Annotated in this window: 17 protein-coding genes and 1 tRNA gene; 13 read left to right on the forward strand and 5 right to left on the reverse strand. The window is 56.7% G+C overall.

Translation table 11 applies throughout. From position 1 onward, the window contains the following. The first annotated feature begins 290 nt into the window (after nt 1–290). The 5 genes from ACI5FR_RS24675 to msrA all read left to right on the forward strand — a co-directional run bounded on the left by ACI5FR_RS24675 (nt 291) and on the right by msrA (nt 4,673). A tRNA-Pro gene (locus ACI5FR_RS24675) sits at nt 291–367 on the forward strand. Between the two features lie 135 nt (nt 368–502). Next, the gene (locus ACI5FR_RS24680; RefSeq protein WP_405459342.1) at nt 503–1,792 is read left to right on the forward strand and encodes a DUF695 domain-containing protein; all 1,290 of its coding nucleotides are present in this window, start codon (nt 503–505) and stop codon (nt 1,790–1,792) included. Between the two features lie 54 nt (nt 1,793–1,846). Further along, the gene (locus ACI5FR_RS24685; RefSeq protein WP_405459344.1) at nt 1,847–3,136 is read left to right on the forward strand and encodes an MFS transporter; all 1,290 of its coding nucleotides are present in this window, start codon (nt 1,847–1,849) and stop codon (nt 3,134–3,136) included. Continuing rightward, entirely contained in the window at nt 3,129–4,040 is a 912-nt protein-coding gene (locus ACI5FR_RS24690) for a polysaccharide deacetylase family protein (RefSeq protein ID WP_405459345.1), read from the forward strand. The genes ACI5FR_RS24685 and ACI5FR_RS24690 overlap by 8 nt, the downstream gene beginning before the upstream one ends. Nucleotides 4,041–4,094: 54 nt before the next feature. Next, nucleotides 4,095–4,673, forward strand: a complete 579-nt coding sequence (gene msrA / locus ACI5FR_RS24695; protein ID WP_405459348.1) for a peptide-methionine (S)-S-oxide reductase MsrA — start codon at nt 4,095–4,097, stop codon at nt 4,671–4,673. A gap of 122 nt (nt 4,674–4,795) precedes the next feature. Here msrA and ACI5FR_RS24700 read toward each other — a convergent pair whose 3' ends face one another. The 5 genes from ACI5FR_RS24700 to ACI5FR_RS24720 form a co-directional block, all read right to left on the reverse strand. Further along, nucleotides 4,796–5,581: an adenylate/guanylate cyclase domain-containing protein gene (locus ACI5FR_RS24700; RefSeq protein WP_405459351.1), complete on the reverse strand. Its 786-nt coding sequence runs from the start codon at nt 5,579–5,581 to the stop codon at nt 4,796–4,798. Nucleotides 5,582–5,585: 4 nt separating this feature from the next. Continuing rightward, the gene (locus tag ACI5FR_RS24705) at nt 5,586–6,677 is read right to left on the reverse strand and encodes a carboxymuconolactone decarboxylase family protein (protein WP_405459353.1); all 1,092 of its coding nucleotides are present in this window, start codon (nt 6,675–6,677) and stop codon (nt 5,586–5,588) included. Between the two features lie 179 nt (nt 6,678–6,856). Beyond that, nucleotides 6,857–7,606, reverse strand: a complete 750-nt coding sequence (locus ACI5FR_RS24710; protein ID WP_405459355.1) for a VOC family protein — start codon at nt 7,604–7,606, stop codon at nt 6,857–6,859. A 94-nt stretch (nt 7,607–7,700) separates the two neighbouring features. Then, nucleotides 7,701–9,251: an RNA polymerase sigma factor gene (locus ACI5FR_RS24715; RefSeq protein ID WP_405459357.1), complete on the reverse strand. Its 1,551-nt coding sequence runs from the start codon at nt 9,249–9,251 to the stop codon at nt 7,701–7,703. A 136-nt stretch (nt 9,252–9,387) separates the two neighbouring features. Further along, nucleotides 9,388–9,909 (reverse strand): YfiT family bacillithiol transferase, encoded by a 522-nt coding sequence (locus tag ACI5FR_RS24720; protein ID WP_405459359.1) that lies wholly within the window; start codon nt 9,907–9,909, stop codon nt 9,388–9,390. A gap of 198 nt (nt 9,910–10,107) precedes the next feature. On the opposite strand from ACI5FR_RS24720, the gene ACI5FR_RS24725 reads away from it, so the two are divergent. The 8 genes from ACI5FR_RS24725 (at nt 10,108) to ACI5FR_RS24760 (ending at nt 20,165) form a co-directional block, all read left to right on the forward strand. Further along, complete coding sequence (locus ACI5FR_RS24725) at nt 10,108–10,473, forward strand: ArsR/SmtB family transcription factor (protein ID WP_405459362.1); 366 nt, start codon at nt 10,108–10,110, stop codon at nt 10,471–10,473. 562 nt (nt 10,474–11,035) lie between these two features. After that, complete coding sequence (locus tag ACI5FR_RS24730; RefSeq protein ID WP_405459509.1) at nt 11,036–12,070, forward strand: multicopper oxidase domain-containing protein; 1,035 nt, start codon at nt 11,036–11,038, stop codon at nt 12,068–12,070. 27 nt (nt 12,071–12,097) lie between these two features. After that, the gene (locus tag ACI5FR_RS24735; RefSeq protein ID WP_405459364.1) at nt 12,098–13,309 is read left to right on the forward strand and encodes a ZIP family metal transporter; all 1,212 of its coding nucleotides are present in this window, start codon (nt 12,098–12,100) and stop codon (nt 13,307–13,309) included. 165 nt (nt 13,310–13,474) lie between these two features. Then, nucleotides 13,475–14,161: an ArsR/SmtB family transcription factor gene (locus ACI5FR_RS24740; protein ID WP_405459366.1), complete on the forward strand. Its 687-nt coding sequence runs from the start codon at nt 13,475–13,477 to the stop codon at nt 14,159–14,161. A gap of 75 nt (nt 14,162–14,236) precedes the next feature. Then, entirely contained in the window at nt 14,237–14,863 is a 627-nt protein-coding gene (locus ACI5FR_RS24745; RefSeq protein ID WP_405459368.1) for a flavin reductase family protein, read from the forward strand. 154 nt (nt 14,864–15,017) lie between these two features. After that, a complete protein-coding gene (locus tag ACI5FR_RS24750) occupies nt 15,018–16,745 on the forward strand; it encodes a sensor histidine kinase (RefSeq protein ID WP_405459370.1) in 1,728 nt (575 codons plus the stop codon). Further along, nucleotides 16,742–18,376 (forward strand): response regulator transcription factor, encoded by a 1,635-nt coding sequence (locus ACI5FR_RS24755; RefSeq protein ID WP_405459372.1) that lies wholly within the window; start codon nt 16,742–16,744, stop codon nt 18,374–18,376. The genes ACI5FR_RS24750 and ACI5FR_RS24755 overlap by 4 nt, the downstream gene beginning before the upstream one ends. 106 nt (nt 18,377–18,482) lie before the next feature. After that, complete coding sequence (locus ACI5FR_RS24760; RefSeq protein WP_405459374.1) at nt 18,483–20,165, forward strand: extracellular solute-binding protein; 1,683 nt, start codon at nt 18,483–18,485, stop codon at nt 20,163–20,165. Nucleotides 20,166–20,203: the final 38 nt, after the last annotated feature.

Genomic DNA, 20,203 nt, shown 5'->3' on the forward strand with positions numbered 1-20,203 from the left:
ACGAGGTGGATAGGTTCGAGGTGGACGCGCAGCAATGCGTGCAGCTGACGAATACTAATCGGTCGAGGGCTTATCCAACATCCCCACAAAGTGAAGCGAACGCTGACGAAGCGGATTCCTAATACTTTGCGGGGGCCCCGAGAATACTTCGAAGGGCCAAGTACACAATTACAGTTATCGTTTTCGCACCCAGTTTTCAAGGAATAAACCTTGCTTATTTGGAGCCTCAAGCGCATCAAGTTTTGTATTGCGGGGCGCAAAGGTTTTTGCTATAATAACGATTGTCACTACGGGACGTAGCTCAGCTTGGTAGAGCGCTTGGTTCGGGTCCAAGAGGTCGCATGTTCAAATCGTGTCGTCCCGACCACTTATTTTCATAGCCTACATACGTAACAGGAAGCTGATTGCAGCTTCCTGTTTTTTGTCAACGCCGCTTAAATTTTATGGTATGATTAGGGCGATTGTGACATCTTACATATAGAGATTGGTGTGGCCGCCGCAGATGGAGAGAGACTGGATTACATATAAGAAAGAGCAAGAGAAGGCCCGCGTGCTCGTCGATCGAACGCTGAAGCACCACCTGGACACGAAGCTATACCCGTTTCTGTTAACGCTTACCATTAACATTTACCGGATCGCCGAGACCGCCGAACAGGCGAGAGAAGTACAGACCCGGATTCAAACGCTGCACGACGAAGTAGAGACGCTGATGAGCGCAGACGGACACGGAGTGTGGATCGGACGCATTCAGTCCAGCAGCCGCCTGGAGCTGTTCTTCTACGTACCGGAGCCGGACGCGGCCACGGAGGCGGTGAAGCGCTGCTTGGCCGGCTACCCGGAATTCCGAACGACCGTCGCGACCCGGGAGGATGCCGCCTGGCAGCTCTACGAGTATTTGCTCCCGAGCGCGCTGGAGACGCAGCTCGCCTACAACTCGAGCGGGCTCAGCTCGCTTCTGCGGGAGGGCTATCGGATCGGGCGAAAGGACCGGGTACTTTATCATTTGCGCTTCCCGAGCCAGGATGCCCTGAAGTCGCTGTGCCGGCAAGTGGAGCCCCAAGGGTATCGGGTCGAAAATATCGATTATGATCCCAGTGCGGTCCATTACCCGCATGTCCTGCTGCTCAGCATCCAGTGTCCCTTGGATGAGGAAGCATTGGATCGCAACACGACCGTCCTGGTCGAAGCGGCGGCGCGAGCGGGCGGCAAGTATGACTGGTGGAACGTCGTGCCGAAGGCGACGCCCGTGCGCATGTGGAAGGAATGGCTGTCACGGATGAAGCTAGCCGCCTGGTTCGCCGTGTTCCTCATCCTCATCTCGGTCATAAGCCTATTCTTGTTTGATCTGTCCCCCACGAAGAGCGCGGCGGCCGTGGAGAAGCCGCTCGCGGAGAGGAAGCCTGCGCCAGGGTTCAAGCTGCAGGATGAACACGGCACGACGATTGCGTTCGGGAAGACGGGGCGCCCCACGGTAATCAATTTTTGCGATGCGATCTTCCAGCCGTGCCAGCAGGATTACATGCAAATGCAAAGCGTAGCGGCGAAGTACATAGACCGGGTCGATTTTTATACAATCCGTCGGGTTCGTGCGAATGCCCCCCTGTATACGGAGCATCCATCCGTCTACCCGATGCTGATCGACGAGAAGGGGGAGATGTACCGCAAATATCATGCGCGTACGTTCCCCATCACGTATATCGTGGACGCGGAAGGCGTCGTGTTCCGTGTGATCGGGCCGGGCCGGTCGTTGTCCCAGGAGGAGGTGCAGGATTTTCTGGAGCACAGGTTGTAGGTAGAACGGGAGCAAGTGGGCAAGACTAGGAAGGGAATGGGGAGGCCGCGGGGGATGCGGAACAAATGGGTGAATGCACCGGTGATTTACGCGCTCGGCATGTTCGCCATGATGGTGCCGAGTCAGGCGTTCAGTGCCTTTTACAGCTATTATTACGTCGAGAAGCTCGGGCTCGGGGTAGGACTCGCCACGATCGCCCGCACGATTTACTTGATCTGGGATGCGGTCAATCAGCCGCTCTTCGGTTATTTGTCCGATCGGACACGTTCGCGTTACGGAAGACGCAAGCCTTGGCTTTACACCTCAGTCCCCCTGTTCATGCTCACGTTCATCATGGTGTTCAGCGTTCCCGAGGGCTGGAGCGGCGGTATGCTGTTCAGCTGGTTTCTCATCGCACTCATCCTGTTCGAAGCGGTCGCCACCATCATCTGGGTCAATTACGGCGCCTTATTCCCGGAGCTGTTCGCCGGCAACAAACTGCGGGCGAAGGCATCGGCCGTACAGCAAGGGTTTCAGATCGTCGCTATTCTAATCGGCTCTGCGCTGACACCGATATTGTTCGATCTTATGGGCTTCAGCCTCATGTCCGTAACATATGCCTTCGTCTTTGCCCTCTGCATGCTGATCTTCCTCCGGTTCATCCAAGAGAACGAACAAGCGAGCGCGGAGCCGAGGCTCGGTTTCATGGAAGCATTTCGCGCCACGCTGAAGAACAAGTCGTTCTGGATATTCAATATCGCGAATTCATTCGCTCAGACCGTGAACGGGCTGCTCAGCTCGATGATCCCGTTCTACGCGAAGTATGTGCTGCACATTCCGGAGTCTCAGGTATCTCTGTTGTTGGCTTCGATCTTCGTGTCCGTCATTCCGCTCGTGGCGGTCTGGTATGCGATCGTTCGAAACTGGGGCGGGTTTCGCTCATGGCGCCTGTCGCTCGCGGTGTATGGCTTGACGGCAATCCCGTTATGGTTCGGTACGAACTTGGCCGGAGGCATCGTCGCGGGCATCGTCGTCGGCTTCGGATTGGCCGGGTTCCTCGTCACCCCTCCGGTCGTCAGCAGCCGGATCATCGACCGGGATACGGAAACGACCGGGCAGCGACGGGAAGGCGTGTATACGGCGGTGGGCGGGTTCATTACTCGCTCGAGCGGGCTCATCTCAGCGTTGGCCTTCTTCATTGTTGGCCGGCTGTTCGGCTACGTGAGCGGCGACGATCCGGGTCAAAACCCTGAGATGACGTTCAAGGTTTTGATCAGCGTCGTGCCGCTCTGTCTGCTCGCGATCGCGTTCGTGCTCTCGCTGTTCATGAAGAGTCCGTTCCAGAATGGAGATTCCGATGCGTAAAGGGTTAATTCTCAATTGTGACGACTTCGGTCAGAGCGCGCCGGCGAACGCCGCGATCATGCACTTGCTGGAGGAGCGCAAAGTGTCGTCCGCCACGATCATGCCCCCCGCGATCGGGTTCGAAGAAGCGGCGGATTGGTGCCGGAGGAAGCAGGTCGACAATGTCGGCCTGCATCTGACGTTCACAAGCGAGTATGAAGCGGTCCGCTTCTCCAGCCTGACCGGGCATCCGTCCCTCCACGATGCGAGCGGCCGCATGCCCATGACGGTAGAGGCGTTCGAGCGCTCGGCCGAACCGAGAGCGGTGCGCGCGGAGATCGAGGCGCAGTTCGAGGCGGTTCGGAAAGCCGGCATCCGCATCAGCCATGCCGACAACCATATGGGCAGCCTGTACGGGTTGGCGACCGGCCGCAGCTACTTGCCGCAAGCGCTTTGGGCATGCTCCCGGAGAGGGCTGCCGTTCCGCTTGTTCCGCTACATCGACAGCCGCGACCAGTTCCTCGCTTCCATCCCGGGTGCCGAACAGGCGCTCGGCAAAGTCGTGGCCCTGGCCGATACGCTCGGAGTTGCGGTGCCGGACTACCTGCTCTCGCATCCTTATCACGTCCAGGAAGGCGAGACGTACGACAGCTTCAAGCGCATGCTCATTCAGAAGCTGTACGACCTTCCGAAAGGGATATCGGAGACGTATATCCACCCGGCCGTGCCGGACCCGGCTCTGGAGGCGCAGATCCCGTCGTGGGAGAAGCGTGTGTGGGAGTACAAGCTGATGCTGGACGACGATTTTGCCTATGGCCTTAAGGACGCGGGAGTCACGTTAACCGATTATCGATACGTGACGGTTCATCGCAAGCGATCCAGAGTAAGGTCGGCGTTACAGCTCGCCAGAATGCTGTTGAAGTAGCGGCGATATGCACACCCATCCAGATGGAAACAACGAAGAGAGCAGGTCAAATCCATGACGAATTCACAACAGGCAAATCCGAAAGACCAACTGAGAGAAGAAGTGGCAACGTTCGCCGGAGGCTGCTTCTGGTGTATGGTAACTCCGTTCGAGGAGCAACCCGGTATTCTCGGGATCGTGTCAGGCTATATGGGCGGGACCGTGGCGAACCCTACATACGAACAAGTCAAGCAAGGCGCGACCGGGCACGCCGAGGTCGTCCAGATTCGCTTCCAGCCGGATGTTTTCCCGTATGAACGGCTGCTGGAGCTGTTCTGGCAGCAGATCGACCCGACGGATGCGGGCGGGCAGTTCCACGACCGCGGCTCCTCCTATCGGACGGCGATCTTCACGCACAACGAGCGGCAGCGCGAGCTCGCGGAGCAGTCGAAGCGGGAGCTGGTCGCTAGCGGCATGTTCGACAAGCCGATCGTGACGGAGATAACGGAGGCGAGCGCCTTCTATCCGGCGGAGGAGTACCATCAGAACTACCATCGGAAGAACGCCGCCCATTACAAGGAGGACCGGGCCCGGTCGGGTCGGGACGAGTTTATTCGGAAGGTTTGGGGGGAAGCCCGAAATAATAATGGTTAGCGTTCATACAGGAGGAGCGAACGGATTTCCGTTTCGCTCCTGTTGCTTTCCGTCGGCTTGAAAGCGGGGAGCCGGGTAATGCCTGAACTGGGCGACAGTACAATCCACAGTGAAATGGCATTTTACCCGGAGACCATCCTCTCGACAGCAAAAACCTGAACCGGCTCGCTTTTGCCCTTGAGGGGCTCGGTCGGCTTCTCCTCGAGCATGAAGCGATCGTCCAAGAGCCGGGCCACATCTCCGCTGATGAGGATATCCGTCTGATGCTTTCGAGTCAAAGACTCGATGCGAGCGGCCGTATTCACGATGTCGCCGATGACGGTGTATTCCAGCAAGTCCCGACTCCCTATGACTCCGGCGACGACCGGCCCGCGATGGATCCCGATGCCGATCGAGATCGGAGGCAGCCCTTGTTCGTTCAACTGTGCATTCAATTGTCCCAACGCGGCCCTCATGCTGAGAGCCGCCATCACGGCATCCAACGATTGCCATGGATTCGTGTCAGGTGCGCCGAATAACGCCATGATCCCGTCCCCGATGAATTTGCTCACATGGCCTCTGTGGACGGACAAGGTCTCGCTCATTTGACGAAAGTAGACGTTCAACATTTGAACGAGCCGTTCCGGGTCCATCGTCTCGCTGACGGCCGTGAAGTTTCGGATATCGCAAAATAACACCGTGACTTCCCTTCGCTCGGCGCGTGTGGATACACCTCGTTGGATAATGTCCTCGACGACGGTGTGCGGAGCGAACCTCGAGAACGCATTCTGCAGCTGCTCGAGCTGAATCATCGTGCCTTCCAGAGCGCTCTCCAGCTTCCGGGCACGGCGTCGGATCGTGCGAAGCCGGCGGAAGAGCGCCCCACATAGGGCTGCGCAGAGGACAAGTACGATCCAATAGAGGTACATCGGATCAGTCCTCCATCAACACGCTAAGCTTCGATAAGCAGCTGGCCAGACCGATCGTCCCGAGCGTTTCAAGCAAAGTCTCCGGTTCCAGTCCGACGCTGAACTCGCGAGTAAGTGCTTGGGCGCGGATCGGGGGTGCTTTTAGGAGATCGATGGCGAACCGGATCGTACTCAACTCCTCCGCATGGAGTACCGGTGCATGCAGGTAGGTCATCACCGCCTCAATCTGCAGACTATCCATGCCTTCCGCTAGCAGCAGCCGTTTCGCTTCCTGTTCGGTGAGTGGGCATTCCAGCGTCTTGCCCACGACGGCGAACAACAGCGCCTTTGTTCTCTTGGTCAAGTGGGGGGAGTCCCAGCAATTGCGAATCATTTCCTGCAGCATACGCTGCGCGGTGGGCAAGGAAGCGATCCGTTCCGTAAACGGGCTGAAGATCGTAATTTCGGTTGTCGACTCAGGTGACCAGTTACCTTTGCTGACCGATTTCTTGACCAGAAAAGAGATTACCGGGATAAACGGGTTTTTCCAACGGCTCGCATCCATCGTGTCAAAATCCTCGGGCGGTACGGCAAGCGGGATGGTGAATCGTTTGAGGAACGAATTGATCGAGCAGTAGAACACCAACTCCTCGACGGCTGCCTGCGTGAGGCCGGCTGCATAGAGGGCTGAGAGGTCGCTTTTTTTCGGCCGTGGGTTGAGCCGTGTCAGCTTGCGTACGAATAGAAGACCCGCTTTCTCCGGATCGCTTAGATCGACGCTGTACAGACTGTGCTCCAATTTGCGAATCTCCGCTTCCTTGTACCCGAGGAACTTCAAGTAAATGCGCGCCGATCCGTAACAGTAGCGGCACGAGTTCTCTTGTGCAATGACCAGATTCATGAGCGGGCCGAAGTCGCTGGGCCAATGCTGGATGTGGCGGTTCACGAACGCGTAGATGGCCATCACCCCCCGTGCGGTCCATGGAAGCGGATACAGATAAGCAAACATTTTGGGCACGAAGCCTAAACTCCGTTTTACTTCCTCATCCAGGCTCTTGCTCTTCATCGGCTGCAGCAGGCAATGGCTGCTCCACTCGATCGAATTGACTGAATTCATCGGTTTAATCGCTCCCAAACGAATGAATACCATAAGAGTAACACAGAAGACTTGGAAACAGAATCAGAATCAGCATTCGAGCGGAGTCAAACATTCTGCGATCTTGTACCGAACTAGCGCAATCCTAACGACACCCTATTCTGGACCCAGTATGAGATCCGGAATAGGGTGGTTTGTTTTTACTTCAGTTGTGCGACCATGATTCCATTGCCGTCAAGGTCCTTGAACTGGAAGCCCGTAACCCCGTGCCGCGTCTCGATGCCGCTGACGAGCTCCGCGCCTTTGTCGCGAACGTAGGCCATCGCAGCCTCAACATCAGGAGATTCGATGAGGAAGGCCGGGCTCACCCGGAGGTCGAGCTGCAGCCGTTCGAAACGCACGGGCTCGGTCCGGCTCAGCGTACCGGGATCGAACAACAGGTCCGCTCCGCGCTCCATCCGAATGCGGCGAAGCCCTTCCGTTCCGGGATCAGGTTCGGCTGTCGCGTCCAGGAACGTTTCGAACCAGTCGACCGAGATGCCGGCCTGGCCCGTATGGACAAGCACTCGGGCGATGCGCGGCAGCAGCGGGTGGGGCCTATCGGGGACGTAGCTGCGCTCGGCTTGGCATACCATATTGGAGGCCACGCTGAAGTGGGCGACGTTTGGGTACCGGAACAGCTCGGTCACGAAAGGATACTGCTGCTCCCGGCAAAAGGCATAGGCGGCGTCAATATCCGTCGAGTCGAACATCGTCATCGGCGGGAACCCCCACATGTTGCTGTCCAGGATCAGATCCGTGCCTTGCATGCCGAAATAGTAAATGCCTCCGCCATCATGCTTGGGCTGCAAAGGCATGTTCAGCAAGCTGCAATACCATTCGATGGAGCGTTTCAGGTTGCTGACGGGCAAAAATACGGTGGGGATAAAAGGGCGAATCGGATGCGTCATGGCGCATACCTCCTTCAAGTAGGTTCACGTAGTAGACAACCGAAGTGTGCTGAATCTATCAACGTATGAAAATTTTTTGTGTGCCTGTCCTCTGCTACAAATGACTGAGTAACCGGATTGCCTCCTGTTCGGCCTGAAGTGCCTCGGTTAGGGCGGCTGCAACGTTCGTATCCGGACTCCCGGGATGAGCGTCATCGACTCCATAGCCGAACGGGAATGAAGGATAGAGCCGGTACAGCGACCGAAGCGCCTTTTCGTAACAGAGGGAAGCTTCCAGCAATCCTTCGCGTCGCAGGGAAGTTCTGGCCCGCTCGGACAAGAGCCGTAAGTACCCGACCGCTTGCTCTCGCGCCTCGCACACGATCGCCACCTGATACGCATGGCCCAGCGGATCGAGGGTGCCCGACTCGGCGGCGGTCCGCCATAGGGCATACCCTTTCAGCCCGAACTCGAACATCGCCATGGGGGGCTCGTCCCCTCGGGCGTAGTGGCGAATCGCCTCCATGATCGCTCCATCCGTCGCGGGAGGCGACGTACGCCAGCCGATTGCGAGGGCGAACAGCTCCGGTTGCTCGTGATTCCGGCTTAGGTCCCGGTAGTCGAAGACGACCGATTGTTCGCGAAAGCCGCGATACAACAATTGCCGTTCCGCATCGTCATACCCGTAGAGCAGACCGAACTCATTAATGACGAGATTCCATACGACGACCGGCATCCCCTCGTCGATGGATTGATGAACGAGTCGGAGCAGGCGGAGGCTTCTCTCGGGATCATGCGAAGCTGACATTCTGCGTGTACTGCAGATTCGCGGCTCGCGACCTAATCGCTCCATCCCTCTCTGGGCGGTAAACGTCCAATCGAATGTGGAGATTCCGCGCCAATGACAGCCGGTCGTCACACTAAGCCGGAATGGGTCCCCCAGCAAGCCGAGCGTCTCCGTCAGCGATGCTTGGTAATCAGATGCATATTGTAAAGCTGCATGAACCGCGATGCCGAACATGGAGTACGGACGGGACCAAGCGGGGATCGAAAGTCGGCTTATGCGGGGAAGTTTGTGCCTCCGCCGATCTTTCAGATAACCCTCCAGTGCTGCCCGGAATTGCTCCTCGCCCGCCCGCGTACGGGATCGCGATATGATATTGTACAGGTTGGCCCTGCTCACCGCGAAACGTTCCACCAGCTCCTCGGTTCTGGCGTCCCCTGCGACCGCTAACAGGATCGCTCCGTCTCTGGCAGATAATGCCTGCGTAGTTCCGGATAAAAGTTGCTCGACCGTAATTTGGTGCTCTACGATGTCCTGCGGATCGGTTGAAGTCGTCCGTCCGGATGCGTGTTGGGCGGACTCATTCCATTCCGCATCCGCCGACGTTATTTCTCGGCGCTGCCGCTTCACGTGATTGAGCGCTTGTCTCCGAACGGTCATTCTCAGCCATGCGGAGAACTTGGCGGGATCCTCCAACTGGTCGAGCTTGGCTGCGACTTGCATCAGCGCCTCTTGGGCGATGTCCTCCGCAAGGTAGGAATCGCGAGCAATCGTTGAAGCCCATCGTACGGCGAGCGGGCGGTACCGGAGCAGCAGTTCGTGAAGGGCGTGTGAATCGCCCGCTCGTATGGCGGCTATTAATTCAGAATCGGATTGAAGCAATGTATGAACTCCTTATGCAGAGCATGTATAATTAGATTATATTCGGTGCGCGGTACGTTGGACAGATGATCTGCAAGCCGCACAACGATACCATGACTCCGCGTGAGGTCTTAATGGACCCACAATGTGGGACGGTCTACCAGCCCGAGCGTTCGATTAATGCCGTGATTTGGGCCAAGTGATGGCGTCCGTGCCAGGCGAATCGCTGGGTGGCGACATCCAGACTCATGGGGCCGTGTGTGGGACTCGTGAACGTTTTTTGAAATTCGCTTGTGGACAGGGAGCGAAGCAGGGCGGCGAATCGACGGTGCAAAGCATCCAAGAGCACAAGCGACAGCTCGATCGGGGCTTCATAATCGATCTGTTCCGCCCACAGATCCTCCCGATAAGTGCCTGCTAATGGCGCATCCTCTGTGAGCGCACGCCTGAAACGAATATAGGCGTTCATATCATTATCGGCCATGTGATGAATGACTTGCTGAACGGTCCACCCTCCAGGCCGATAGGGCGTAAACAGCTGGTCTCGAGATAACGGCTCTACCATTGAACGCAGGTCGGCTGGGAGCATCAGCATGTCCTCCACCCATCGAGCGCGCTGCACCGGGGTAGGATTCTGAATAGGCTCGAATAGCCCCAACGGGTAACGAATACGATCCATTTTTGCACACCTCGATCCGGTTTCCTACTTATTCTCTAGACCACGGTGGTGATCCTTCATGTTACTGAGCAACGATCTCAGGGTTCGCAAAGAGTTACAAGGTAACCGGCCGGCATGGATGGTCCAACCCCGTTTCCACTTGGCACCCCGCATCTGATATAATAGAAACAATTACGATTAAATGAAGGCGGTGCCAGGATGGACCTGATCCGGCAAGAGACGTGTGACGATACGTGCGTCGGAACCGACGCGAACCTCGAGCAGCTGAAAATGAACATGATGCCGAACGGGGCCGCGAGCGAGATGGCCGACGTCTTCAAAGCGCTGGGAGATCCGACCAGGCTGAAGCTCATCTATGCTTTGCTCGACCGCGAGTTATGTGTGCACGATTTGGCGGAGCTGCTGGAAATGGGCCAATCGGCGGTATCCCATCAGCTGCGGTACCTCCGGAATATGCGGATTGTGAAGCGGCGCAAGTCGGGGAAGACGGTGTATTATTCCTTGGACGACGATCATATCGAGCAGATCTTCAAGCTGACGCTTCAACATATGAAGCACGCGTGAATCCAAGGGCGACCCCCTGAGAAAGCCTCGCGCAAGTCTCGGGAGGAATGCCTTGCATAAACGTCGAGCCGGCCAATAGATGAAATTATTTCCGCTATTCCAGGAATCTTCAGATTTTCCTGTGAATAGAAGCAAAATTTGCAGCTAATCGATAAAACCGGGCAGAAATTCGGTGCTCTGGTATCGATAGAGGAAAATTTTCATCTATTGCCCTTTTGAAGGGCTTTGATTTTCAATCAGAGGAAAAATTTGCAGCTATTTCGATGTATCCTCACCGTAGCCCCAACAAAGTTTATGGAGGAGCGGATTCAGTCCGCAATGTGTTGGATTTCGGTTAAGCAACATTCTGGGGCGCCCCCTGAGACGAGGCGCTTCTTTTTTGTATTTACAAAACGAGGAGTCCGTCGTATATTAAGAATAATCAAATGTTTCCCTTAGGAAACATTTTGTCCTTTGGCTAATATACTTTTTTTCGGACAATATTTTTACCTTAACCAAATTTATTGCGTATGATCAAACCGTGAGCCAATTTTTGTTACGAGGAGGATGGAAAATGTCGCAAATGAGCGAGAACAAAGTATCGCGCCGGAACGTGCTGAAACTTGGAGCGGCGGGCGCCGCCGCTTTCCTGGGCAGCACCCTTCTGAATCCGGGCTCCTGGTTCCAGCGTCCCGCTCTGGCTTTGACGAAGCAGGATGTACACCAAGCGTTGGGTCATCAATTGCACGAAGGCATGAAGCACGGGTACGATCCCGGCACGGTGGTGACGGAAGGACTGAAGCGCGCGAGAGAGGCGCTGACCCAATTCGATTACGGCAAGGTGAGCCGGACAGCCGACGGGAGGACGCTCCGGGAGTACGATATCACGGCCTTCGAAGGGAGTGTGGAGATTGCCAAGGGCATTTCCTTCCCAGGGTGGTTGTACAACGGGACGATCCCCGGCCCGACGCTTCGCTGTACGGAAGGCGATCTGCTGCGGATTCGCTTCCACAATGCTTCCAGCCATCCTCATTCGATCCATTTCCACGGCATTCACCCGACCGATATGGATGGGCTCGAGGCCGTGATGCCCAGCAAATCGTTCACGTACGAGTTCGAAGCGAAGCCGGCCGGCATGCAAGTGTACCATTGCCATGTGGCACCGCTAGCCAGACATATTCATAAAGGGCTGTACGGCAACTTCATCATCGATCCCAAGAAGCCTCGAGCCGCGGCCAAAGAATTCAATATGGTGATGAACGGCTACGATCTCGATTTGGACGGGGAGAATGAAGTGTACACCGTCAACGGCTATGCGTTCGCTTATCAGCAAGAACCGATCAAGGTTAAAGCGGGGGAGCTGGTTCGGATTTATTTGAGCAATTTGACGGAATTCGACCCGATCAATTCGTTCCACCTGCACGCCAACTACTTCAACTATTACGCGACGGGAGCGGACCCGGAGGCCCGGCCTTATTTCACGGATACGATCATGCAGTGCCAAGGCGAGCGCGGCATTCTGGAGATCGTCTTCCCGACGCCGGGACGGTATATGTTCCATGCGCACCAGAGCGAGTTCGCGGAGTTAGGCTGGATGGGGTTTTTCCAAGCGGAATAAGGATCTGAGAAGGGAGGCTATGAAACAATGAGCGATTTGCAAACCCAAATCCCGCGTAACGCCGGGAACGCGCCGAGAAGGAAGCTGCTCGTCTGGGCATTGCTGCCCGCCATCCTGCTGATTGCCCTGCTGACTGCGATCGGCCTGCTGGGCACGGGGATCCGGGATGAGCCGGCCGCGCCTATCGAGATGTTGAATGTAGAGCGGATCAAATTGACCGATGACGGGTTCGAGGTAAAGGTGATGAATTCGGGTCCCCACGATGTGACGATCGCGCAAGTCGTGGTGGACGATTCATTCTGGAACGCCTCGTTCCAGCCTGGCGATACGCTGCAGCGGTTCGGATCGGCTACGATCCATATTCCATATCCTTGGGTGGCGGGCGATCCGCATGAGATCAAGCTGATTACGAGCAACGGGCTCATCTTCACGGGTGACGTCGCGGCAGCCGCCAAAACGCCGGAAGCGGAAACCGGCCGATTCCTCCAATATGCGCTCATCGGCTTCTATGTAGGTGTCATCCCGGTCGGATTAGGGCTTATGTGGTATCCGTTCATCCGGCGCTTCTCGGCGCGGGGCATGCACGCCCTGCTGGCGTTTACGGTCGGGCTGCTGTTCTTCCTGTTCGTGGATACGTTCGAGGAAGGGTTTGAGATGGCGGGCGAGGCGCCTGGAGTATTCCAGGGCACAGGGTTGGTCTGGTTCGGGGCGCTGCTTAGCTTCCTGTTCCTGATCGCGGTGGACCAGATGAATGAACGGAGGCTGCGGCACGGAGCGGACGGCCGACAAGTATCGCTCAAGCTGGCGACCGGGATCGGTCTTCACAATTTCGGAGAAGGGCTGGCGATCGGTGCCGCCTTCGCGGTGGGGGAAGCCGCATTGGGCACGTTCCTCGTCATCGGCTTCACGCTGCACAACATCACGGAAGGCGTCGGTATCGCCGCTCCGCTGGTGAAGGACCGTCCGGGTTGGAGGACGTTCGCGCTGCTCGCGGTTGTGGCGGGAGCGCCGGCGATTCTCGGCACGTGGACCGGCGGCTTCCTGTTCAACCCGGCGTTCGCCGCTTTGTTCTTCGGGGTCGGTGCGGGTGCCATTCTACAGGTCATTGTCGTCATCACCCGGATGATTCTCAAGGACTCGGCGGAAGAAGGGCGGGGGGCGGTCTCCTGGCTGAATTTCAGCGGAGTCGCGATCGGGATTCTCTGCATGTACGCCACGGCGATGCTGGTGAAATTTTGAGTACATTAGAAAGTTTAACAGCAGTGTTTACATTAAAGTCCGCGTATAAATCGCGGCTTTTTGTTTTTATGAAGCCGTACATGATACTTCGTCCGCCATCGAATCATAATTGTGTTATGATTTTCAACAGGCGATACACATCCAAACGCACAGGAGGGGGACAAGATGGAGGCAAAACCGAATCTCGTGGAAGTGGCAGCGCTCGTCGGCGATCCTTCCCGCGTCACGATGCTGCTCGAATTGTTAGGAGGCAAAGCTCTTCCGGCAAGCGTTCTGGCGCGTGCCGCGGGTATAACGCCACAAACGGCAAGCTCGCATCTGGCCAAATTGGTCGAGGGAGGCCTGCTCGTCATGGAGATGAGCGGCCGACACCGCTATTACAGGCTGGCCGGACCTGAAGTCGCATACGCGCTTGAAGCTCTCAATGCCATCGCCAAACAAAAGCCGGTTCGGTCACTCAAGGAGTACGACCAATCCAAGGTGCTGCGCTATGCCCGCACTTGCTACGACCACATCGCGGGCGAAGTCGGCGTGGGGCTGACGGATCGCCTGCTAGCGCTCCGTATGATCGAACGATCCGGTCGAGACTTTGTCGTTAGCCAGGAGGGTTATGAGCGCTTTAAGCGCTTCGGTATAGATGTAGATCAGGTGCAAAAAGGGCGGCGCCATTTTGCCAGGCAATGTCTGGATTGGAGCGAGAGGCGGCACCACATCGCCGGTGGTCTCGGCGCCGCGATTACCAATCGATTGTTTGAACTCGGATGGATTACACGTATTCCTGGCGGTCGTGCCGTACGGGTGACGGAGGCGGGTCTGAAGGGGTTGGCTGACGAGTTCGGCCTGAGATTATGATAAAGGTGTCCTCTCAGCAACGAGCAACGCATTGCATGCATCATTCGATGAAGAGCGAAGGGTTTTCCCGCTATAATGCTCGTTGAGGTGATTACTATCAAGAAGCAAACGAAACCAGTCATTCAAGTCATCCAGCCCAAAATCCTGTACTTTGGCACCCCGGTCGTCTTGCTCTCAACATGGAATGAGGATGGAACGACAAACCTCACCCCGATGTCATCTGCCTGGGCGCTGGGGAATCGCATCGTTCTCGGGCTTGGCGAAGGCGGGAAAGGGTTAGCCAACCTGCGCCGCTGCGGGGAATGCGTCGTCAATCTGCCGGATGCATCGCAATGGAGGCATGTAGAAAAGTTGGCGAGGTTGACGGGTGCGAATCCGGTGCCAAGCTACAAACAAGAGCTGTATCGATTTGAGCGCGACAAATTTTCCGCTGCCGGGTTCACACCGCTCGATTCAGATGTCGTGCAACCGCAGCGAGTGGAAGAGTGCCCTTTGCAAATCGAGGCAAAAGTCGTACATCTCCAGGAGTCGGAGGGGTTTGCCATCGTTGAGGTAGAGGCGAAAAAAGTTCATGCCCACGAAGCGATTGTGTGGAGTGAGCGGCATGTCAACCCTTCCGCGTGGAACCCGTTGATTTACAGCTTTCGCCACTACTTTGGCCTCGATCAGGAATTGGGCAAAACCTTTAAGTCAGAGACTTGAACGGAAAGCTTACTACGAAGTACCGTCCGGGACCGGACGGTCTATTTGTGTTTGGGGTCCAAAATAGCCATATTACGCCCGTTCTGGACATGTTCCATCCCGTTCGGACTCGCAATAATAAAGAGAAACAAATGGAAGGAAGGAGGTGCAGGCAATGAGCATCTATAATCGCATTCTGCTTCTGCTCGTGGCACTGCTCAGTCCGGTGCTGCTCATGAACGGTTATTCGAATCAAGTCAGCGAGGACGTCCTGGATCAGCAAATCCAATCGTCCAACTACAATCAGCTGTCCTACTTCCTGAGCCTGATCGACGCCTCGATCAACCGGTTGAAGCTGAATGCCATCGTGCTGAGCAACGATCCGAGCGTGAAGGAATTCGCAGCCATTCCGTTCCTCCGGGAGCCGCTGGAGAACCAAAAAATCCGCTCACTGCTGCAGGACAAAATTAACCTGCAAGCGCTGTCCTACGATTGGACCGACCGGATCTCCATCTATTCCGTCACGACACAGGAGGTGATCTCGACCGATCCGCAGACGAAATATGACGAAGCCTACTTGCGAAACAACGTGTCCGCGGGCTGGGTGTACAAAGGAGGCCCTCCGTTCAAGCCCGGATTTTACTCCTATGTCACGGGGCCGTTCACATCGCAGGCCGAGTTGGACCGGGCCAATCTCATCGTGGAGGTCAGCTTGTCCGAAGACAAAATCCAGACGATGCTGGACGAATTCAAGGCGAGCGGCCGGGGAGACCCATTCCTGTATTCCGGCAGCTATTCGTACATCGGGAACCGATCAAAGGACGAGACGCTCATCCGGGAGGTGATCGGCCGCCTCCTTAACCGATCAGCGGAAGACCCGCCTACGTTCACATTGCAATTGAACGGGAAGGGGTACCTGGTCAACACGATCCAGTCCAAAACAACCGGCTGGTCCTTAGTCGATTACGTTTCCCTGGAAGACGTGCTGGCTCCGATCAACCACAGCCGGACGTTGTTCCGGATCGGGCTCGCTGTTCTATGCGCGATGGCGTTCCTGACGTCCTACGGCTTGTACCGGCAAGTGCAGAGGCCGATCCGAACTCTGATTATGGCGGTGAAGCGGCTGAAGAGCGGGGATTACTCTTTTCGCTTGAAAGCGCTGCCGCAAAACGAATTCGCCTTCCTCTTCATGCAGTTCAACGAGATGACGGCCACGATCCAGGAGCTGATGGAGAAAGTAGTGGTCGAGAAGCTGCACACCCGCGAGGCGGTGATGAAGCAGCTGCAATCGCAGATCGACCCGCATTTTCTGTACAACTGCCTCGGCTTTATCGCGAATATGACGAAGCTGCGCAACGAAGACGCCGTGCTGGCGATGGCCTACAACTTGTCGGACTACTACCGCTATACGACCCGTCTGGAAAAGAAGGAGGCGACGCTCCGGGAGGAGTTGAAAATGGTGACCCACTACCTGGAAATCCAAAATTTGCGCATGAACCGCATCCGCTATGAGATCGAGATACCGGACGACATGCTGGACATGCGGGTCCCGCTGCTGCTCCTGCAGCCCATCGTCGAGAACTCCATCGTCCACGGGATTCAGAAGAAGATCGGCTCCGGGATGATCCGGATTGCCGGGAAGCAGGAAGGGATGAACGCGATCATTACGGTGGAGGATGACGGGCCGGGGCTGGACGAAGCGGGGCGGAGGCAACTGGAGCGCAAAGTCCGGGAAGCGCTGGACGAGGAGGTAGGGTGCGGCATGTGGAATGTGCACCGCCGGCTCGCTTACTTTTTCGGGGAAGGGGCGGGTTTATATTTTGAACCGTCGCCGCTCGGGGGACTGCGCACATTGCTTCAGTTTGGGAAGGTTCATCTTCATAAGGAGGGAGAGGCGATATGAACCTGCTATTGGTTGACGATGAAGTGCATTGGCTGGAAGGGTTATCGGAGACGATCCCTTGGGAGACGGTCGGCATCGAGCTTGTGTACAAGGCGCAGAACGGGGTAGAAGCGCTTCGCCTGCTGGAGCAGTACCCGATCGAGATCGTGCTGACCGATGTGCTCATGCCGGAGATGTCGGGTATTCAGCTGATAGAGCGCATTCGGCAAACGTGGAGCGGGACGAAATGCATCATCCTCTCCGGGTATGCGGAGTTCGAATACGCCCAACAGGCGCTCGCTCAGCAGGCGACCGATTATTTGCTGAAGCCGGCTCGGGATGAAGTGGTGATCGACGCGGTGAGGCGTGCGGTGAACCAATGGAAGGAGGAGTGGGAGCAAATTGCCTCGACCGAAAGGGCGGTGACGGCGCTTCGGGAGCATTTGCCCTTGCTCAAGGGCCATTTGCTGGAAGGACTTTTGACGGGAGGCGCCATGTCGCCCTCGGAATGGGAGAAGAAGAGGGACTGGTATGGATTGAGGATCGACCGAGGATCTCCCTATTGCCTGATGATGGTGCGGATGGAGGGGAGGCTCGCCGAGGTGGGCGTGAACGACCGAAGCCTCTACGATTATTCGATCTTCAATCTCGCGGATGAGATCTTCGCCCGTCACTTCTCGCTCTGGTGCTGCCGGGACAAGTACGGCTACCTCGTGTTCGTGGCAACCCCCGCGGCGGCGGAAGCAACACAGGGGCAGCCTGGCACGGCGAAGCTGCTGCTTGAGCAGTGCGCCATTCGGCTGCAGCGGAATGTCGGCTACTCGCTGAGGAGTACAATCTCCGTGCTGATGTCCGGCTGGAGCGTATTCCCTTACGGACTGGCGAGCCACTATCAAGCGGTCCTGAACACATTCCGCCAGCAGGTCGGAAGCGAGCAGGAAGCTTTTATGGGGGTGGCGGGCGAGACAGCGGCCCCGGAGGTGAAGCGTCTCATGCGCTTGTACGAGCCGCCCCGTGTCGTGCATTTGTTGGAAGCCGGCCGGTGGACGGAGCTTACGGACAAATTGAACGAAGTGTTCCGGGAGCTCGAGGAGTCGTTCGCGAACTCGCAGGAGCATGTGCTGGAGGCCGGGCACGAAATTGTCGGTGCGCTGCTGGCGTTGGCCCATAAGAACGGGCAGCGTCTCTCCGAATGGGTGAGCCGCGACTACGACAAGCTGGCGGACGGCACCGTCTACCGCTCGATTCGCGAGCTCCGGCAGTGGACCGAGACGGCGGTCGCGGCGATGCGGGCCGACATCGAGGAGGAGCGGCTGCACACGAGGTCTGGCATCGTGCAGAAGCTGCAGCGGTTCATCGAGGCGCATGTGGCGGAGGATTTGTCGCTGCAGGCGATGGCCGACCACGTCTACTTGCACCCGACCCACCTCTCGAAGCTGTATAAGGCTGAGACGGGAGAGATGCTGAGCGCTTTTCTATACCGGTACCGGATGGAGAAGGCCGCCCACTTGCTGAGCGGGAGCGAGGAGAAAATTTACCGGATCGGGGAACAAGTAGGCTATCCGAATGCCGCCTATTTCATCAAGGTGTTCAAGAAAACATTCGGCCTGACGCCTCAGGAGTACCGGGACGCGAATCCGCCAACAAAGTGATATGCGGCCAACAGGTTGCTATATATCCGGGATTGCAGGTGGGGTATAGTAGGTGCGAATCAAGCAAGAGGAACCAATTCAAACCCGTTAAGGGGAGGGGACAGCTATGACCAAAAAGATTTCGAAACCGCTTACCGTACTGATGGCCTCGATGCTGGCGATCACGGCAGCCGCGTGCAGCTCGGAGGAACCGGCTCCGTCGCCGTCCGGCTCGGCCCAGCCGGGAACGACCGACAGCATGGCGGAGGTGTTCCAGAAAGGGAAATACGACCCGCCCATCACGCTGACTACCATTAAAGAAGTGTGCAGCTGCTGGAAGTTCAAGGACGGCGAGACGATCGAGAACAACGTGCATACGCGCATGATCAAGGAGAAGCTCGGGATCGACATCAAATTCGCCTGGACGACGCCGAATACGAACAATGCGTTCTCGAACAAGCTGAGGCTGTCTCTATCCGCGAACGAGGAATTGCCGGACGTCGTCATCCTCCGGGATACGGCCGTGGCCAACCAATTGATCGATACGGGCAAATTCATCCCGGTCGACGAGCTGTTCGACAAATACGCGACCAAAGTGTACAAGGATGCGGTGAACGCCGATCCGGCCGTCTGGTATCCATACATGAGGGATGGAAAGAAATACGGACTGCCGATCTTCGATTACTCCCTGAATACCGAGAACGTGATGTGGATTCGCCAGGACTGGATGGAGAAGTTTAACCTGCAGGCGCCGAAGTCGATCGAGGATTTGGAAAACATTATGCAAGTGTTCAAGACCAAAGATCCGGACGGCAACGGGAAGGACGATACGATCCCGCTTACGCTCGGCCTGAAGCAGAACTTCAACTCCGCGGCGTTCGCCTTCGGCTGGTACGGCTCGATCATCGGCCAGTGGAACAAAAACGCGAGCGGCTCCCTGGAGTACGGCTCCATCCATCCGGGCGCCAAGCAAGGGCTCGCGAAGCTGAAGGACTGGATGGCGAAAGGGTATATCTCGAACGAGGCCGGCACAATGGACGAGACGAAGGCGGCTGAAGTATTCATCGCGGGCAAGGCAGGCATCGTCATAGGCCCGCATTACTATCCGGACTATCCGCTTCGCGACATCTACAAGAACGTGAAGGATGCCCGGTTCAAGGCTTACCAGTTCCCCAAAGGGCCTGACGGCAAAATCGGCATTCGCGGTGTCCAGAAAATCGACAACGGCGTCATGCTGATCAACAAAGCGAATAAGCATCCGGAGTCGATCCTGCTCTACTACAACTATTTCTTCGATAACTATGCAAATCCGAAGACGGGCAGCGAGTACGAGTTCGGGCTGGCCAAGGGCTATGATTGGGACGTCTTCGACGGCAAGCCGAGATCGAACGGCACGGCGCAGGGCGGGACGAACGTCTGGCCGTACACAATCACTTACACCGGTGCGCGCATCCCCGATCTGATGACGAACGCGCTCATTAAGCTGTCAAAGGGCGAAGAGCCGAGCACGCCGTTCGAGCGTACGACCAAGGAGACGCGGACGAAGGAAGAAATGGACGCAACCGTCATCGTGAAGGAGAGCAAGGATAAAGGCTACATCTACGATCAGGCATTCACCGGGGCGCCGACGAAGACGATGGAGTCCAAGTGGGATCTCCTCTCGCAGATGGAGCTGGAGACGTACAACAAGATCGTGCTCGACAAGCTGCCGCTCGATGCGTTCGACACGTATGTCCAGCAATGGAAATCTTCGGGCGGAGATAAAATTACCGAGGAAGTCAACCAGTGGTATAAAGCGTTGAAAAAATAAGCGGCGGCTGCAGCGGGGATGGAACCGGCGGGAAAGGG

Origin of the sequence: Paenibacillus sp. HJGM_3 (assembly GCF_045062745.1) — a bacterium.
GTDB lineage: Bacteria > Bacillota > Bacilli > Paenibacillales > NBRC-103111 > Paenibacillus_AA.

What these genes read in the sequence shown, in the direction of transcription:
- ACI5FR_RS24720 (WP_405459359.1), bottom strand. Translation starts at nt 9,909, where the DNA reads ATGGATCGTATTCGTTACCCGTTGGGGCTATTCGAGCCTATTCAGAAT.
- ACI5FR_RS24690 (WP_405459345.1), top strand. Translation starts at nt 3,129, where the DNA reads ATGCGTAAAGGGTTAATTCTCAATTGTGACGACTTCGGTCAGAGCGCG.
- ACI5FR_RS24730 (WP_405459509.1), top strand. Translation starts at nt 11,036, where the DNA reads ATGAGCGAGAACAAAGTATCGCGCCGGAACGTGCTGAAACTTGGAGCG.
- ACI5FR_RS24760 (WP_405459374.1), top strand. Translation starts at nt 18,483, where the DNA reads ATGACCAAAAAGATTTCGAAACCGCTTACCGTACTGATGGCCTCGATG.
- ACI5FR_RS24700 (WP_405459351.1), bottom strand. Translation starts at nt 5,581, where the DNA reads ATGTACCTCTATTGGATCGTACTTGTCCTCTGCGCAGCCCTATGTGGG.
- ACI5FR_RS24735 (WP_405459364.1), top strand. Translation starts at nt 12,098, where the DNA reads ATGAGCGATTTGCAAACCCAAATCCCGCGTAACGCCGGGAACGCGCCG.
- ACI5FR_RS24745 (WP_405459368.1), top strand. Translation starts at nt 14,237, where the DNA reads ATGCTCGTTGAGGTGATTACTATCAAGAAGCAAACGAAACCAGTCATT.
- msrA (WP_405459348.1), top strand. Translation starts at nt 4,095, where the DNA reads ATGACGAATTCACAACAGGCAAATCCGAAAGACCAACTGAGAGAAGAA.
- ACI5FR_RS24685 (WP_405459344.1), top strand. Translation starts at nt 1,847, where the DNA reads ATGCGGAACAAATGGGTGAATGCACCGGTGATTTACGCGCTCGGCATG.
- ACI5FR_RS24755 (WP_405459372.1), top strand. Translation starts at nt 16,742, where the DNA reads ATGAACCTGCTATTGGTTGACGATGAAGTGCATTGGCTGGAAGGGTTA.
- ACI5FR_RS24710 (WP_405459355.1), bottom strand. Translation starts at nt 7,606, where the DNA reads ATGACGCATCCGATTCGCCCTTTTATCCCCACCGTATTTTTGCCCGTC.
- ACI5FR_RS24740 (WP_405459366.1), top strand. Translation starts at nt 13,475, where the DNA reads ATGGAGGCAAAACCGAATCTCGTGGAAGTGGCAGCGCTCGTCGGCGAT.
- ACI5FR_RS24750 (WP_405459370.1), top strand. Translation starts at nt 15,018, where the DNA reads ATGAGCATCTATAATCGCATTCTGCTTCTGCTCGTGGCACTGCTCAGT.
- ACI5FR_RS24705 (WP_405459353.1), bottom strand. Translation starts at nt 6,677, where the DNA reads ATGAATTCAGTCAATTCGATCGAGTGGAGCAGCCATTGCCTGCTGCAG.
- ACI5FR_RS24725 (WP_405459362.1), top strand. Translation starts at nt 10,108, where the DNA reads ATGGACCTGATCCGGCAAGAGACGTGTGACGATACGTGCGTCGGAACC.
- ACI5FR_RS24680 (WP_405459342.1), top strand. Translation starts at nt 503, where the DNA reads ATGGAGAGAGACTGGATTACATATAAGAAAGAGCAAGAGAAGGCCCGC.